Genomic DNA, 16515 nt, shown 5'->3' on the forward strand with positions numbered 1-16515 from the left:
GAACAGGCCATGACAAGACGACAACCGGCCGCTCCGACTCGCGGGTGACCGCAGGACGCCCCGCGCGGGAATCCGTCACCGGACCCGTCAAGATGGTTCTCAGGACGATACTGACCGGATGCACGGGCACACCCCTGAAGGAGCCAACCGTATGAGCACTTCAGCTCAGATCGGCGTCACGGGACTCGCGGTCATGGGCCGCAATCTCGCCCGCAACTTCGCACGCAACGGCTACACGGTCGCGTTGCACAACCGCACGGCGGCACGGACGCACGCCCTCGTCGAGGAATTCGGCCACGAGGGCGAGTTCGTCGCCACCGAGACCGCCAAGGAGTTCGTGGCGGCGCTGGAGCGGCCCCGCCGCCTGGTGATCATGGTGAAGGCCGGCGAGCCGACCGACGCGGTGATCCGCGAGTTCGCCCCATTGCTGGAACCCGGCGACATGATCATCGACGGTGGCAACGCGCACTTCGCCGACACCCGCCGCCGGGAGCGCGAACTGCGCGAGCAGGGCCTCCACTTCGTCGGCACGGGCATCTCCGGTGGCGAGGAGGGCGCGCTGCACGGGCCTAGCATCATGCCGGGCGGCTCGCCGGAGTCGTACGAGTCGCTGGGCCCGATGCTGGAGAAGATCTCGGCGAAGGCTGCGGACGGAACACCCTGCGTCACGCACATCGGACCGGACGGCGCCGGCCACTTCGTGAAGATGGTCCACAACGGCATCGAGTACGCCGACATGCAACTCATCGGCGAGGCCTACCAGTTGCTGCGTGACGTGGCCGGGTACGAGCCCGCGCAGATCGCGGACATCTTCCGCACCTGGAACACGGGCCGCCTGGACTCCTATCTGATCGAGATCACCGCCGAGGTGCTGTCCCATGTGGACGCGGCGACGGGCAGGCCCTTCGTGGACGTGGTCGTCGACCAGGCGGAGCAGAAGGGCACCGGCCGCTGGACGGTACAGATCGCGCTGGACCTGGGCGTTCCGGTCTCGGGCATCGCGGAGGCCGTCTTCGCACGGTCGCTGTCGGGGCACGCGCCGCTGCGCGAGGCCTCGCGCGGCCTGGCAGGGCCCAAGGCGGCCGCCCTCGGCAAGGCGGAGGCGCAGGCCTTCGCCGACCGGGTGGAACAGGCGCTGTACGCCTCCAAGATCGTGTCGTACACGCAGGGCTTCCACGAGATCGCCGCGGGCAGCGAGGAGTACGGCTGGGACATCGACCTGGGCGCCGTCTCCTCGATCTGGCGAGGCGGCTGCATCATCCGCGCGGCCTTCCTCGACCGGATCCGCGCCGCGTACGACACCCGGGCGGACCTGCCGAGCCTGCTGTCCGACGCGACGTTCGCCTCCGAGATCGCGGCGGCGCAGGACCCGTGGCGTGAGGTGCTGGTCGCCGCGACGCTCCAGGGGGTGCCCACGCCCGGGTTCGCGGCGGCGCTCGCGTACTACGACGCGTTGCGCGCGGAGCGGCTGCCTGCCGCGCTCACGCAGGGGCAGCGGGACTTCTTCGGGGCGCACACCTACCGAAGGGTGGACCGGGAGGGCGCGTTCCACACCCTGTGGGGCGGGGACCGGTCGGAGGTGGACGCGTAACACGCCCCCGGCTCCCGGTGTTCCGGGGCTCCCGCGGTGGGCGGCGCCGAGGCCGCCCACCGCTGCCGGCTCAGCTCAGGGGCGGACCCGGTTCCGGGCTGGGCACCGGCTCCGGCCCCGGCGGGATCGGCGACGGGTCCGGGGGCCCCGGCTGCGGGGGTGGTGTCGGACCGGGGCCGGGCGGGTGAGGCCCGGGCGGCTGCGGCTCGGGAGTGGGCACCGGGCCGGGGAACGGATCCGGTGGGACCGGGTCCGGACCTGGCATCGGCCCGGGCGGGACGGGGTCGGGGTACGGGTCGGTCATCATGTCCTCCGGCCGCTTGCGAGGGCTTGGCTTCTGAACTACTCCCCCGCGTACCCGGCACCACCCCGCGCACTCACCCGGGCGGACCCGCCCGGCCGAGGCGTCAGAAGCGGCCGGGGTGCGCGCGCAGCCAGTCCTTCGCGGCGCGCAGCAGCGCGGGGTCGGCCGCCGGAGCCTCGTCGGGGTGACGCTCGGCCCACTTCACGACGTACGGGCACAGCGGCGCCACGGGAACGCCCTCGCGCGCGGAGATGGTGTACAGCTCCCGCGCCAGCGACCCGGCGATGCCCTTGCCCTCGTGGGCCGGCTCGACGATGGTGTGCACCGGGACCAGGGCGGGCGCGGGCGACTCCAGCACGAAGTACTCGATGTGGCCCACCACCTCACCACCGTCACCGAGGGCCTCGAGGCGGCCCGCCGCCCGGTCGTCGCGGATCTCGATGTCGCTCATGAGCACTCCCGGTGCGGTGGTGACGATGCCTGTTCGGGTCAGACCGACACTGCCTGCGGGCTGCGCTCCTGGTCGGAGCCGGGTACCGGCTCCGAGGGATCCGCCCCCAGGGCCACGATCCGGTTGTCGCGGTCCACGTGCACGACCCGCGGCTCCAGCGCCCGCGCCTCCGCGTCGGTCACCTGAGCGTAACTGATGATGATCACCAGATCCCCGGGGTGCACGAGATGGGCGGCGGCCCCGTTGATCCCGACCACGCCCGAGCCCCGCTCCCCCTCGATGACGTAGGTCTCCAGGCGCGCCCCATTGGTGATGTCGACGATGTGGACGAGCTCCCCCGGCAGCAGATCGGCGGCGTCCAGCAAGTCGGCGTCGATGGTCACCGATCCCACGTAGTGCAGGTCGGCCTGAGTGACGGTGGCACGGTGGATCTTGGACTTGAACATGGTGCGCAGCATGGAGATACTCCCGGAATTCGGCTCCCTGCCTGTTTTCCGCAGGTCAAGGGCTGTGTGCCGTCAGCCTACGGACGGCGCGCGGGAACCACAGGGAGATCTCCGTCACATCGGTGGCGGCGGCGCATTCATTGCCGGTGCTCGGAAGTCCCTTTGTGGAACCCGTTGTCAGGAGTACCCGTTGTAGGGCGCGAGCCACCCTGCGGCGTGGCGGTCGCCGCGCGTGAAGACCGCGCCCCCTCGTCGGCCTCTCGAAGAGTCATCGGGATCGCCCGGCGGGTAGTCGAGTACGGCAGGGGTGCCGTCGGAGACGTACCGAATCGTCGTCGCGCCGTCCCAGAGGCAGATCACCGCGCCGTGCGGGGCTTCCACGCGCAATGAGCCGGAGTGCCGGGTGAGGACGGTTCCGGTGACGCGCTGCTCCAGCAGGGCCTGGTATCGCGCCGGTGTGATCGCACTGTCGCGAGGCGGTGTGGTGCCCGTCCAGTCGGGGGCACCGATACCGCGATCGCGCGCCGCGCGCCACATGCGCGGTACGAGACGCGGTGCCAGCTGCGGTGTGGCCATCCGGCCGCACATCCAGAGCAGCCGTCCGGCGCCCCGAGCAGGGCCGAGGGCGCGCCAGCGAATGCGTTCGGCGAGGTCGGCGGCCACGACGGCCGCCCAGGGGTGAACGGTGCCCAGCTCTCCCTGGGTACCCAGCCAGGCCAGATAGCGCTGCGCCTCGTCGAGGACGGCCGTCAGGCTCTCGGCCGGGATGCCGAGCACATACCCTCCCCGCGCGGCGAACACCTGGGGGCTGGTGGCGACCAGCAGCAGCACCGCGTGGGCCAGGTCTCCTGGCAGCAGTCCTTCGTCCTTGTCCGGTGGTTCCTGATCGCTCTCCAGCTGCTCCGTCCGACCCTGGTGGCGCAGTACCCTGCGCAGGGTGGCACGGGCGCGGTCGCTGAACGCGGCCTCCGCCAGTTCCGGCAGTCGGGTGGCCAACAGCCTCGTCAGTGCCTGTTCGGCGTGGTCGGGGTCCTCCGGTACGGGCAGGTCGCGTACCGCTTCGGACAGGTCGTACGACAGGACGGCGTCCACCATGAAGCGGCTGGTCAGCGTACCCAGTTCGGTCGGTTCCAGGAACGTGTCGCCCCTGGGTCCGGCATGCCGGCGCAGGAAGCCGGCCTGCTCCAGATAGACCACGGCGTCATGGAGCGGCTCGACACTGTCGTGCCCCTGATGGAAGGCGAATGTGTCGGTCCACCAGTCCTCCGCCTCCTCCAGCGAGGTCACGCGTCCCTGCACCGCTTCGGCCAGCAGATGGTCGGGCAGCCGGTCACCGATACGCGAACGAACGGTGTAGCCGACGGTCAGCCGCGCCTGCCACACGGGGCGTTCCGTCTCGTCCGCCAGCAGATAGGCCCAGCCCTCCCGCTCCCCCGCGCCGACCCGTCCGGCGCGGCCGAACATCTGCTGCACCATGGACACCTCGATCCGATTCTGGCCAAGGCGCCCGTCGCGCACGACGACGGCGCGTGCTGGGAGGTTCACCCCGGCCGCTACGGTGGAGGTGGCGACCAGGACGTCGGTCTCACGGGCCCGGAACGACTTTTCGGCCTCGCGCTTGTACGGCCAGTCGCGGTAGTGCAGTCCGACGCCGGCGCTGGCGCACAGCCGCTCGACGAGTTCTGTGTCGTCCGCGTCGACGCCGCGTGTTTGGGCCCCGCGGTCCGCGGCGATGGCTAGTGCCGTCGCACGCACTCCGCGTTTGCTGCTGCAGAAGACGAGCACGCTGCCGTCCTCGTCGGTCACGGTCCGGACCAGCCGCACGGCGGCGGAGGTCCGGGCAGCGGTGGACCGCATGGAGCGTTCGCCGTCGCGTGCGGCGGGCAGCAGGGGGATCTGCCAGGTCAGCCGGGTCGGCCGCCATGACGTACGGATCAGACGGGCACCCAGCCAGTCGGCGACCTCGTCGGCGTTGGCCACGGTCGCCGATAGTCCGACGATGCGGGTCTGGGCACTGTCCTCGCGTACCCGCGTGAGGACAGCTTCGAGCACGGCGCCCCGCGCCGGATCCCCGAGCAGGTGGATCTCGTCGACGACCAGGCAGCCGACCTCGGCAAGGACACCGCCCAGCGACCCGTTTCGACAGATCGCCTCGAACTTCTCGGTGGTGGCGACCCAGATGTCGGCCTCGCGGACGAGTTCGGTGTCGGTCGCGTATTCGCCCGTGAGCCGGACGACCCCGATGCCGTGCCGCCGCCAGTTCTCCAGTTCGCGGTCGAGTTCGTCGGTGAGCGACCGCTGAGGGACCAGCCAGGCGGCCTTGCGGCCCTGCGCATGGGCGCGCAGCGCGGCCACCATGCCGATGGGTGTCTTGCCCGCGCCGGTCGGGGCGACGACCATCACGTGGCCGTCGCCCTCCAGCAGGGCGGGAACGGCGTCGGCCTGGGCCGGGTTGAAGGTGGGGTGCGGCAACAGCCGGGCCCAGTCCTCGGGGACAAGATCGGTGACCGGCATGTACGAGGCCTCGTCGGCTTCCGGCAGATCCGCCAGGGCGTCCCACTGGGCCTCGAACGCGTCCCGGGCGGCGTGCGCCCCGGGTCCCGCGACGGGCGTGGGCGGCATGCGGGAACCCAGCCCCGCGAACGCGTGGGCGGGGTGGGCCACCAGATCCGTGGGACTGCCGAACTCGCCCACCGTGCCGACCTGTTCGTCCTCCGCCCAGTGCCGGACGCTGCGGAACGGAATGCCCCGTCCGGCCAGGTGGGCGCGCAGTTCTTCGAAGGCGGGGCCCTCGGGCAGAATGATCCGGATGTCATCGGCCGCCGTCACCGCCCCCTCGGGCGGCCGCCAGGCAGGGTCGGTGACCTTGCACCAGAACAGGCGGCGCTTCTCCGGCTCGGTGGGCATCGGCAGATCCGTCGGCCAGGCAGGTACGGGAGAAGCCGCGACCACGCTGATGGTGACGCCCGGCCCGGTAGGGCACGGGCCGAGGAATCTTTCGAAGCCCCGTGTCCCTTCGGACGCCCCTGCCGAGTTCGGCCGTGCTGTCACCCTGACACGCGTCCCCGTCGGGCCCACCGCGGCCGTCCGGCGAGACGCCCGCGCCGGGGACACGGCACCGGACTCGTTCGCCTCACCGGGCTCCGCCCCACCCGACTTCGCCGCGCCGGGCTGCGCGCACAGCTTTTCGTAGGTCTTTACGCCCAGGTCAGCGAGGGTATAAGCCGCCGGGCAGACCGGGCAGACGACGGCCACGTAGCGGTAGACCTTCCCCGCCGACTCGTACGGTCTGCGCAGCGAGTGCATCCGGCCGTCGCACTCGGGGCAGGGGCGTGCCACCTCCTCCTCGTAGGTCCAACCGGGCTCGGCGAAACGGGCGATGGGACCGTCGGCGGGCAGGACAACGTCCCAGCGCTCCCGTACGGCCTCCACGACCGTCAGACCGAGTTCGGCCATATCCCCCACGAGTCTCCCCCTCGTCCACCCGGTCGGCGGCGCTGTTCAGTCGACGATGATGCCGGGATAGCAATGATCATGATTCCAGTCGGGCTGAACGGCGTACCCGCAATGGCAGAGTGCCGGTCGGGCCGGCTCGCCCTCCGAGCGGCGGCGCAGGGCGACGGCGAGCGGCTGCCGGGCTAGCCAGGTCTCGGCAGTCTCACCGGCCCGTAGGCCGAGCGACTCGGGGGAGGCGCCGAGCCCGTCCAACAGTTCCTCGAAGAGGACATCGGCCCGCTGGAGCAGGAACCGCAGCACGTTGCCGCTGTAGCGGGGGTCCATGTCGTCCAGACGATGGCGGCGGTCCTGGGCGTCCTGCCAGACCTCGTCCTGGTTGAGGAGCGCCACATAGTGCTCCTCCAGGGTCCAGGTCCTGTCGGTTTCTGGGGCAGTTCCGCTCAGCCTCTCGCGCAGCGTCCGGTATGCCTCGTGCGCCGTGCGCAGTGGCTTCTCGAACGCCCCGGAGTTCTGCGACGCGAGGCGCTGGTAGATCTCCACGCTCTGCGCGGTCACGGCCAGCGCCTCCTCGGCACGGCCGCTCTGCGCGAGGTAGGTGCCGAGGGAGGAGAGGTCATCGGCCAGAGCGTGTTCATGGGCGGTGGGGTTGGCCGTCGCCAGCCGGCATCTGATGTCCGCTGCCTCCCGCAGGGCGGTCAGGGAGTCGTCGCGGCGGCGTGCGCCCCACAGCAGCAGCCCAAGAACGGACAGGGCCGTCGCCAGGTCGGACTCGTCGACCGCGACGGACCGGTCGAGCTCGGACGTGGACACCGTGGGTCCGGCTGCCACCAGGCGCCGGATGAGCGCGACCGCCCGTTCGGCAGCTGTCCGGGCGTCCGACCACCGACGCTGCTGCCGGCACAGAACGGCCTCGTTGACCAGGGTCACGGCCAGGCCGGCCCCGTAGGTCTCGGGGTCGGTGGCCGCCAGCCTCTGGAAGATTCCCATCGCCCGCTGGGTCACGGCGAGGGCCGCCTCGGGATCCCGGGCCTCGGACAGGTTCACGCCTAGGTGGGAAAGCGACAGGGCGAGTCCGGGTTCGTGCGCTGTGGGGTCGGCGTCCGCCAGTCTTCGGAAGAGACCAACGGCCTCTTCGGCGGCGTGGCGGCTCGCCTCCGTGCGGTCAGCCGAATGAGCACGCTCGCTCAGTTGGGCCAGAGCCATGGCGAGCGCAGGCTCGTACGTGGCAGCGTCGACGGCGGCGAGTTTCCGCAGGAGAGCGACCGCCTTCTCGGCCGCGGCCACCGCGTCCTCCCGGTGACCCGCCCTCTCCAGCCGGAACCCGAGGTTCTGGTACAGCCGGGCGTGCACGGAGGAGTCCTGGGTGGTGGCGAGGTGGCGTTCGGCGAGGCGCTCGGTGACCGCGGCGATGCCGGCATCTAGATCCGTCTGTCCGCGGTGGGGGAAGTGCGCGTCGACCGCCTCCAGGACCTCGGTGTCGAGGTCGACCGCGGCCAGCGCGGTCAGGGCAGCGCCGCCGGCGGCGACGGCCAGGGCCGGGTCCGCGCGCAGCAGGGTTTCCAGGTACCGGACGGCGTGCGGCCAGCGGTGCGGTGCCGCCGTGGAGGCCAGGAAGGTCAGAGCACGGGCCAGATGAGCGGGCGGCGAGCCGTCCGGGTCGCGGGCGACGAGCGTGCCGATGAGATCCGGCGCCCAGGGAGCCGTGGGGTAGCCGCTCGTGTCGTGGCCGGGGAGGGCCAGGGCGAGGAAGTCTTCGGCGAGCCGGTCGGGGTAGAGGGGTTCGAGGACCGCGCCGGGCTCCTCGGGCGGATAGCAGGTGGCGTGATCGGCCAGGAGCCGCGCGGGGCGCTCCATGCCGAGGCCGCCGAGCAGGGCCGTGCCGTCGTGGTGCGTGGTCGCGCCGGTGAGCGCGGCGGTGAACACCACCTGGCTCATGGCGCCGGGCGGGGTCTCGTACTCCAGGCCCTCCAGACGGAGTTCGTGGAGCCGGGTCCAATGCCTGCGTTCGCGGTCGAGCAGATATGCGGACAGGCCCGCCATGTCCTTCGGCGGGCTGCCGCCGCGAACGTGGGCGTCGACGGCCACCAGCGCTGCCATGTGCAGCGCCAGAACCAGGCCGAAGTCCGGCCGGTCCAGATAGCCAGGTACGGCGAGGGCGTTCGGGTCGGCGAGACCGTACTGCGCGGCGAAGCAGTCGCGGGCGACGGTGAACATGGCTCGGCGGGCGTCGAGTCCACCGCGGCGTTCATCGAGCGGTCGCAGTACGAGGTCGCCCGTCTCTGTCCCGGTGTCCTCCAGCGCGGAGCGTACGGCGGGCCAGGGGGCGATGGACCGGGCCAGCAACAGCAGCCGGGTCGGCAGGGCCCCGTCCAGCAGCTTGTTACTGAACAGCCATGTCAGATGCGAGAGGGGCCAGCGGTCGGCGTAGTCGACGACCAGGAGGAGCCCCGCGGCGCCGTCGAGCCGCAGGTCCTGGCTCCCTGGGTGCGGGTGGACCGTACCGGCGCCGTGGGTAGCCGAGACGACCTTCCAGCCCTTTGACGCGCTGTCGGCCGCGAACTGGGCCGCCAACCGGGTCTTGCCCTGGCCGCCGGCTCCGTGCAGCCAGAGGGCGGCGCGTGGGCCGTCACCGTCCCGCCATGCGGCCAGCTCCGTCCGTTCCTCGGCCCGACCGGTGAAATCCACGACCTGGAAGCGGGCATTGAGGAACCGACTGGGCTGGGAGGCGGTTCCGGCCGTGTCCCTCTCGCCGATTGAGGGGGCGGAGGCCGGGCCCGGAGCGGGCCGATACCGGGAGAGCAGGTAGACCGGGCCCCGGTCGGGAAAGACGTGCAGGTCGGCGCCGATGACACCGTAGCCGAACCCGCCGTCGACTCGGACCGTCTGCCGTGGCCCGGCTCCGGGCCGACTCACCGGGCGGCTCCTGCGCCTCCCGCCTGTCCGGGAGGCGCAGGGTGGACAATGACATTGCCGCCCAGCGCCGCGAAGACCTGCCCGTTGTCCTTGGCCACGTTGTTCTGCACCTGGGGCTGCCGCGTCTCGGGCAGCCGCTTCTTGATCTCCTCGGTCAGCTCACGCAGTTCGTCCGCGGCGTCCGGGTACTCGCCCAGGAGCGATTCCAGCTCCAGCATCCACAACGGGAGCAGGCTCTGGCGTACCCGCTCGGCGTCGCCGGCCCGCGCAACGAGTGCCTCGTTGTGGTCGAGCTGCGCCTCGATGGCGGTCTGCTGGTCCTCTCCGCGGCGACGGAACAGCCGTGCGACTCCGCCGCGCGCGACCGTCCACGAGTCGGTGGCCATGGCCGCGACGACCGTGGTTCCCCCGACCAGAACAAGTTCCTCCAGCATCCTGTCCCTCTCCCCGTACCCCAACGACGTTACCCTGCACGGACATTGTCCCCTCCCCCTGATCCCGTTCCGCACCGGGCAGCCGCGTTTCCTCTCCGGCGCCGCCGACCAGCGAGACGTGCTCTATGGGAGCAACCGGCTCGAACCCACCACCGACCGGCTCGCCGTCTCGCCGGGCCACAGAACCAAATCGGCCTCGGCCTCGGCCTGGAAGTGATGGGTGCCCTCAACGGGGACAAAGAAGGAAACTCTGCGAGCCTTTCCCGCCAGGCCCCAAAGGGTTCCGTGATCAGCCGCGAGCTTCGTGTGACGGGAGAGGCCTGAGTATGCCGAGGCGCTGTAGTTCGACGATGTGCTCTGCCGTGCGGCGCGGTGCTTCACCGCCGGTCACCAGCACGCCCGCCTCGATGTTGCGTCGCGCAGCGGACTCGGTCAGGTTGGCACTGCCGAGCAAGAGAGTGCGACGGTCGGCGACCGCCAGCTTGGCGTGCTGGCGCGAGCGGCCCAGTTCGGCCGGATCCCGTGCCCACGCCCACAGCAGCAGGCCAGGCACGGATGCGAACGCTTCGGCCGGTTCACTCCCCGACAGCAGGCCCCCTGCGCCGGCCAGCGTTTCGACCACGACGTGCGTCTGGACGCCCCTGGCCGCCGCCTCTGTCAGAGCCTTCGTCAGCGCTGGATACGGACGAGCCGCGTACGTCATCGCCAGCAGTTCATGCTGCGCCTCGCTGATGACCTCGACCAGCACCTGGGCTGTGGCACGCACCGGTACGGCCGGTGTCGAAGGGCCACTCCACACGGTGCGGACCCGGACCGTGTCCCGGGCCTGCCGCCGGGCGGCGACAAAGCCTCGCACGTAGGCAGCCGCCTCGGAGGCAGGCACCGACTCCGACTCCATGGCGTCGTAGAGCGCCGCGACAGCCGCGCTGACTCCTGGTGTCGCCAGCTCAGTGAGTATCCGTTCCCTGGTGCGCCCTTGGGCGAGCAGGCCTGCGAGGTCCTTGCTGCGCGAGAGGCCGAGGGCCGCGACGGCCGTCTCGGCAGCGCCCTCGAAGGCGGGTCGGCTCACGGCAGCAGACCGACCGGGGTAAGCACCGGATCCTTGTCCCCGGTCAGCGGAACGAGGAACCGACGGTCCAGGAACCGGTTGCCGCGTTCGCACGTGGTCTCCGATACGAACAGACAGACGTGGCACGCGGCTCCGTGGAGGAAGTCGGCCGGGTCCTGTGGCAGGCGCTCGGCGCAGAGCGGGTCGGCCGAACAGTGGCGGGCATCGGTCAGGGCCCGGCGCACGATCCGATCGAACTCCCGCTCCTCGGCAAGGGACACGAGTCCTCCCAAGGTGCCCTCGGAGTCCGGGACGGCCGTGTAGATGAGAATGCCGGTCCTTGGATCCTGTTCGTCACCGGCGTAGATCCGCTCGGCGAGCGAGGCGGAGTTGTAGCCGCACTCCAGAGCGATGGTGCGGATCAGCAGGTGGGAGAGTGTGTGCAGCGCGATGTACCGCGCTCCGGGCCAACCGTAGTAGGGGTCGAAGTCGCTGGTCTTGCGGTCCGACTTCCGGTTGGCGCGGAACCGTGCGTACGCCTGTCTGTGCGCCTCCATCTGCGGTGACTTCTCCATACGGGCGCTCCACTCGGCCATCAGATCGTCCCGCACGCGCAAGAAGACGCCCTCGCCGCGCACCTCACTGGCCGGTACCCAGTTACGGATCCCACGGGACAGCTCGACGCGCGTGGCGATCTCCGGCGATTCGGGGTCGGGCGCGTCGAGCCGGGTGAACCCGATCAGCGCTCGTGCCTCACGCAGCCGCTCAACCTGCCTGATATCGGCGAAAAGCTCGCTCAGACGGGTCGGCACGGGCATCTGCCGGAGTGCGAAATCGTCGCTCGGAGTGGGAACGGGACCGGAGAGCGCGTCCCATTCAGGTCCGAAGAGATCCGCCTGGACGTCGGGGGCGGAGGGGGCCGACCCGGGGGTTCCCTGCTTGCGGGCCGCGATCGCCGCGACCACCGCGTCGGCGTCGAACTCCTTGAGGAAGGTGAACTTGGGCATGCGCGCCATGAAGTCGAACTGGCCTCGGTCCTCGATCAGTTCGAGATCGGGCCAGTGGTCGTCCAGGAGCTTGCCGATGTCTCCACCCTGCGCCTTGGGCAGTGCAAGGGCGCTGAGGGTGAGCGGGAACCACTGGTTGGACGCGCCCGCCACCATCAGGACCGGCTCCTGGTCGCAGCCGTTCGTCTCGTAGGTGCCGAGATGCGGATGCCTTCCACGGCACCTGGGCAGGTTACGCCGGCCTCGTTCGCCCATGGCTTCCCGGATGTTGCGCTTCACGCCGCAGGCGACGCATTCGATGGTGACGTTGGCAGCCTGGTTGCCGCCATGGTCCTTCATGCGCAGCTTCGGGCGCGGTGTCTTGCCGCAGGCCTGCCCACGGTGCACGTACGTGGTGTACGGAAACTCGTCGAGATGGCCGGCGGTGCAGACGAGGGTGAAACGGGCCGCAACGGCCAGCGGCTTCCCCCGCTTGCAGTCGTGGACGAACTTCGCCTCGTGCGGCGTCCGTGGGTTGGCGTTGACGAAGGCGAACTCGCCCGAGTCGATCGCGGCCAGCACATTGCACGCGGTGCAGCGCAGCCACTGCGGGAAGGGCGTGACGGGTACGCCGACCCCCTGTGCCGCCCACCCCTTCGGGTCCGCGTCGGCGCCCTCCAGCCAGGGAGCGGCACGCAACTGCTCGACCTGGCCGCGCCCGTAGCGCTGGAGCGACCGGTTGACGGCGGCACGCAGCCGGGGTTCGTCGATGTCGTAGTCGGTGACACCGGAGTGACTCCAGGAGTCGATTCCCCGGATCAGGACGGAGAAGTTGGGCAGGTCGACGAGGGCTCCGACTCCGGCGGTGAACATGAGGTGGCTGGGCCGTACGGCGCCGACCCTGCGGTTGCTGCCCTGGCTGCTCATCGCTGTGCCTTCCTGACCGTGTCGGCCGTGACGGGGCCGTATTCGTCGCTGTCCACGGTGCTCGTCGTGTCCGGGTCGGTGTCGGACTCGGTCCCGCCGGAGGCGCCGAACGTCCAGTCGGGGCCGTCGCCCGAGGGTTCTTCCAGGAAGGCGCCGCCGCCGGGGAGGAGCAGGTTGATCTCGTTCTCCGTCTCGCGCATCGACATGCCGACGGTCAGCTCGGTCCACCGGGATCCGTCCGCCCGGCGCAGCAGGCCGTTCACGACGGTCGTCTTGTGCTTCTCCTTGCGGTAGGCGAGGGCCGAACTGCTCTCGTCGCGTTTGCGGCGCCATTCGTCCTTGAGCCGGTCCAGACGTTCGCTCAGGTACTCGCGGGCCCGGTCGCGCCCCACCCGTTCGGCGCGTTCAAGAAGCCGCCGTTCGACCTCCTGTGCGACCGGACCGTCGAGGTCGACGTCGTGGGCGTCGAGGTTGCGGGAAGAGTCGTAGACAGCGTGGCGCAGCGCGGCGACATAGGTGGCGGCGACGCCGCGGTCGAGCGCGCGGCGGGTGTACGGGGTCACCGACAGCGCTTCCACCTGACGGTAGAACGTCGCGTGATAGTGCTCGAAGTCCTCGTAGTGGGCGAGGTCGCGGGGGCGTGACCAGTTGTAGAGGGTCACCACCAGGCCCGGGCGGGCGGCGTCGCGGCCGACCCGTGAGGACGCCTGGATGTACTCGGCCGTGTTCTTGGGCTGGCCCACGACGAGCATCAGGCCGAAGCGGGAGACGTCGACGCCGACCTGCAGCATGGAGGTCGCGAGGACGACGTCGACGGCCTGCCGAAGGAACGGCGTCATGGACGCGCGGGGTTCGCGCTTGTCCTTCATGGCGGTGGCGTACTCGCGCAGGAAGGCTCGCCTGCGCACCGAGGTGTCCCGCTCGGGGTCGAACTCGATCTCCAGCCGCTTCAGGGCCGCGCCGATGTCCGAGGAGGAGATGCGCGAGGTCAGTTCCTGGATGCTGAGCATCCCGGCTCTGCTGACGATGCGGTCGGACAGCGTGTCCTGGCCCTTGCGGCTGCCGTTGGACCGCACTCGGGTGGTGATGTCGTCGTCCATGTACCGCCGCATACCGGCGAGTTCACGGGTCGCGTTGAAGTAGCCGACGAGCGTCATGTATGGGTCCGCCGGCCTGCCGTAGTCGTCGAAGAGCTGCTGCGCCGCGAGCAGCAGAATCTCCGCGACGCGGATCTCGGCGGCCTTGAGACGGGTGCCGTGCGCACAAACGCCGAGGTAGCGGCGGCCGGGATTCTCCCGGCTCAGTTCCACCTGCCGGGAGAAGAAGGTGTCGCCGACGTCGAGCACCTGGGGAGGGAAGACGGCGACCTTGCGGCCGAAGACACCGAGCACCTGGTCGGCGGCCCGCTTGGTGGTCGCGGTGGAGGCGACGATCTTGGGGCCGGCTTCGTGACGTCCTCCGTGCACGTCGGTGAAGCTCCAGGTGCACAACTGGTCGACGGCCGCCTCGAAGAGGCCCACGGTGGTACCGAGGGCTCCGGAGATCAGATGCAACTCGTCCTGGATGATCAGGTCCGGAGGTCGCAGGCGAGTGACGGGCTGGGCGGTGACGCCGGGCAGGTCGCCCCTGGCGTTGTGGCGTCCACCGCAGCCGGTCTTGGCATCCAGGTCGTCATGGCGGTAGCCGTGGCGGGGACACAGCTCGGTGACCCTGCCGAACAGCAGGCCCGAGTAGCCGTTCCACGGGAGCTGGGCGAACTTGTCGACCGTGGCGATCAGCAGCGAGGGGGCCAGCCGGTAGATCTCCTCGTCGACGGTGAGCACGGGGATGCCCTCGCCGAGCGCCTCGCGGCGGGAGAAGGGGCAGCGATCCTCCCCCTCGCCGCGAGGACAGTACAGCAGCACCCTGCGGCGCCCTTCGTCGTACTCCATGTTCGAGCGGGCGGTCAGCCCGCTGCCGCACCAGGGGCAGGTGAGGACTTGCAGGACCCGGGCATGCTTGTCGCTGGCGTTCTCCTTGGCTTCGGCGATCTGTTCCTTGGCCTCGTCGAACCAGTTCGGTGAGACGGAAGTGCCAACCCAGAGCCCGATCCGGAACGGGGTAGGTCCCCAGCGCCGGTCCCGCGCGAACTCCTCGCGGCGCAGTACTTCGCAGGCACTCACCAGGGCGGCGGCCCGCTGGAACTGCTGAGCGGTCAGCAGCCGCAGGGTGTACCGCATGAGAACGCCCACGCCCGCCTCACCGCTGCGGGCGTCCGCTCCCGAGCCGATGGTCCCCTGGAGCCGTCTCAGGGCGAAGGTGTAGGCGGCGAGTCCGAGATACGCCTCGGTCTTGCCGCCACCGGTCGGGAAGAAGAGCAGATCGACGAGGGCTTCACGGCCGGTACCACGGTGCGGGTGTCCGGGCTGGGTGAGGGAGTCGAGGTTCAGCAGGACGAAGGCGAGCTGGAACGGACGCCAGCTGGCTGCCGCCTTGCCCTTGCCGTGTACCTCGTCGTAGGCCTCTTGGTAGGAGCGGGAATCGTTCTCGCGGCCGGCGCGGGCGGTCGCGATGGCCGTGTTGCGGCGCTGCAGGGCCATGGCCCGGTTGGCGAACCGGAAGGCCATCAGGGCCGTCTCGTCGGCCACGAGCCTGTCGATGCCGAGGGTGATGCGGTCGCAGACCTCCAGCGCCTGCTCGATGGCGGTCTCGGCCGCTTCTCGCAGGTCCTCGGGGAGTGAGGCGGAACTGCGGCGCTGCTGTTCCAGCCACGTGCCGTACCCGTCGGCCAACGGGGCCAGAGCGGCGCTGAGTTCGGCCCGGCGGTCGGGCACGGCAAGTGCCGCCAGCTCGTCCATGCCCAGCTCCAGTCCCTGGAGGAGGTCCTGCTCTTCGAGTGCCGGCGCGGTGGTCGCCCTGACGTCGTACTCAGGAAGCCAGACGGTGGTCAGGCGGTGCGCGTTGCGCTCTCCGTCGCGAACGTGTGCGTGAACGGCGACGTTGCGGCCATTGGCGTGGCTGAGACTGTCCCGATAAAGCAGGCGCAGTCGCCGCTCCTCGGCGTCCTCGGGCGCGTTGTCGTGACTCGCCGGCTCGAGGGGGTCGTCGACCGGCAGGAAGACGGCAGCCTGGTCGTCGGGAAAGGCGGTGACGTCGATCTCGGTCTGGAAGAGCCAGTGCGCGTCGCGTGCGTCCGCGCTGTCCGGCTGCCGGTTCACCAATGCCAGTTCGACTATGCGCAGGTCCTCGGCGCCCGCGCGGCCCGTGTGCCGCCGTACCTGCACGTCGAGGACGACGGTGTCGCCGTCGAGTTGAACGGTGCGGTCCGCACCGTCGGTCACGTCGATGTCCACCAGACGCTCGACCTGATCACGTGACCAGGCCCGACGCGTCGTCCCCCGCTCGGTGGCCTCGTCCGACTGGGTGTAGCGACCCCAGCGGACGGTAGCGCTGAGCGTACCGACGGAGGCCGGCGCGGTGAAGGACAGTCCCATGGAGGATGCCCAGATGTGTCCGGCAGCCTGGGGACTCAACCGGTCCTGCAGGTCGCTGTCGTCACCTTCCTGCTCGTCACCCGACTCGCCGTCCGCGCCCTGGGCGGCCGCACGGGCGATCCGGTCCGCGGTGACGGCCTGGGGGCGCGGGCCGAGCATGCCGACCAGGTACCGGTCACGGGGACCGGAGGAGGCACTCGGCAGGGTTTCCGTCTCACCGTCCCAGGGGCCCAGCAGATCCCGGCGGATGTAGTGCACGAGTGCATCCCGCACGGCGTAGGAGTCCCCGGCACGGAACGTCTGGGGAACTTCGTCGAGCGGATGCGGAACAGCGGCCTGGGCAGGCTGGGCCGGCATGCGGTGGGTCCTTCCGGACAGGGCCGTTGGAGCACGGATGTGCACCGGTGGTGTGACAGCACGAGAAATATAGACCCGTTGACTCAGTTCACACAACGAATACGGGGGGTCCCTCGCTCTGCATTCCGT

9 protein-coding genes are annotated in these 16515 nt (G+C 70.5%); 1 reads left to right on the top strand and 8 read right to left on the bottom strand.

Annotation, left to right across the window (positions count from 1 at the left end):
* The first annotated feature begins 151 nt into the window (after positions 1-151).
* Positions 152-1591 carry an NADP-dependent phosphogluconate dehydrogenase gene (gndA, locus tag OHS71_RS05660; protein WP_328477427.1) on the top strand — a complete coding sequence of 480 codons (1440 nt, stop codon included), beginning with the start codon at positions 152-154 and terminating at the stop codon, positions 1589-1591.
* Between the two features lie 407 nt (positions 1592-1998).
* Here gndA and OHS71_RS05665 read toward each other — a convergent pair whose 3' ends face one another.
* The 8 genes from OHS71_RS05665 to drmA all read right to left on the bottom strand — a co-directional run bounded on the left by OHS71_RS05665 (position 1999) and on the right by drmA (position 16386).
* Complete coding sequence (locus OHS71_RS05665; protein ID WP_328477429.1) at positions 1999-2346, bottom strand: GNAT family N-acetyltransferase; 348 nt, start codon at positions 2344-2346, stop codon at positions 1999-2001.
* A gap of 38 nt (positions 2347-2384) precedes the next feature.
* Complete coding sequence (gene panD, locus OHS71_RS05670; protein WP_020127501.1) at positions 2385-2804, bottom strand: aspartate 1-decarboxylase; 420 nt, start codon at positions 2802-2804, stop codon at positions 2385-2387.
* A gap of 165 nt (positions 2805-2969) precedes the next feature.
* Positions 2970-6248, bottom strand: a complete 3279-nt coding sequence (locus tag OHS71_RS05675) for a DEAD/DEAH box helicase (RefSeq protein WP_328484404.1) — start codon at positions 6246-6248, stop codon at positions 2970-2972.
* A gap of 45 nt (positions 6249-6293) precedes the next feature.
* Positions 6294-9161: a tetratricopeptide repeat protein gene (locus OHS71_RS05680; RefSeq protein ID WP_328477431.1), complete on the bottom strand. Its 2868-nt coding sequence runs from the start codon at positions 9159-9161 to the stop codon at positions 6294-6296.
* A complete protein-coding gene (locus OHS71_RS05685; RefSeq protein ID WP_328477433.1) occupies positions 9158-9595 on the bottom strand; it encodes a hypothetical protein in 438 nt (145 codons plus the stop codon). The genes OHS71_RS05680 and OHS71_RS05685 overlap by 4 nt, the downstream gene beginning before the upstream one ends.
* A 289-nt stretch (positions 9596-9884) precedes the next feature.
* The gene (drmC, locus tag OHS71_RS05690; protein WP_328477435.1) at positions 9885-10664 is read right to left on the bottom strand and encodes a DISARM system phospholipase D-like protein DrmC; all 780 of its coding nucleotides are present in this window, start codon (positions 10662-10664) and stop codon (positions 9885-9887) included.
* Complete coding sequence (locus OHS71_RS05695; protein WP_328477437.1) at positions 10661-12556, bottom strand: DUF1998 domain-containing protein; 1896 nt, start codon at positions 12554-12556, stop codon at positions 10661-10663. Before OHS71_RS05695 ends, drmC begins: the two co-directional genes overlap by 4 nt.
* Complete coding sequence (gene drmA / locus OHS71_RS05700; RefSeq protein ID WP_328477439.1) at positions 12553-16386, bottom strand: DISARM system helicase DrmA; 3834 nt, start codon at positions 16384-16386, stop codon at positions 12553-12555. The genes OHS71_RS05695 and drmA overlap by 4 nt, the downstream gene beginning before the upstream one ends.
* Positions 16387-16515 lie beyond the last annotated feature (129 nt).

Origin of the sequence: Streptomyces sp. NBC_00377, from assembly GCF_036075115.1 — a bacterium.
GTDB lineage: Bacteria > Actinomycetota > Actinomycetes > Streptomycetales > Streptomycetaceae > Streptomyces.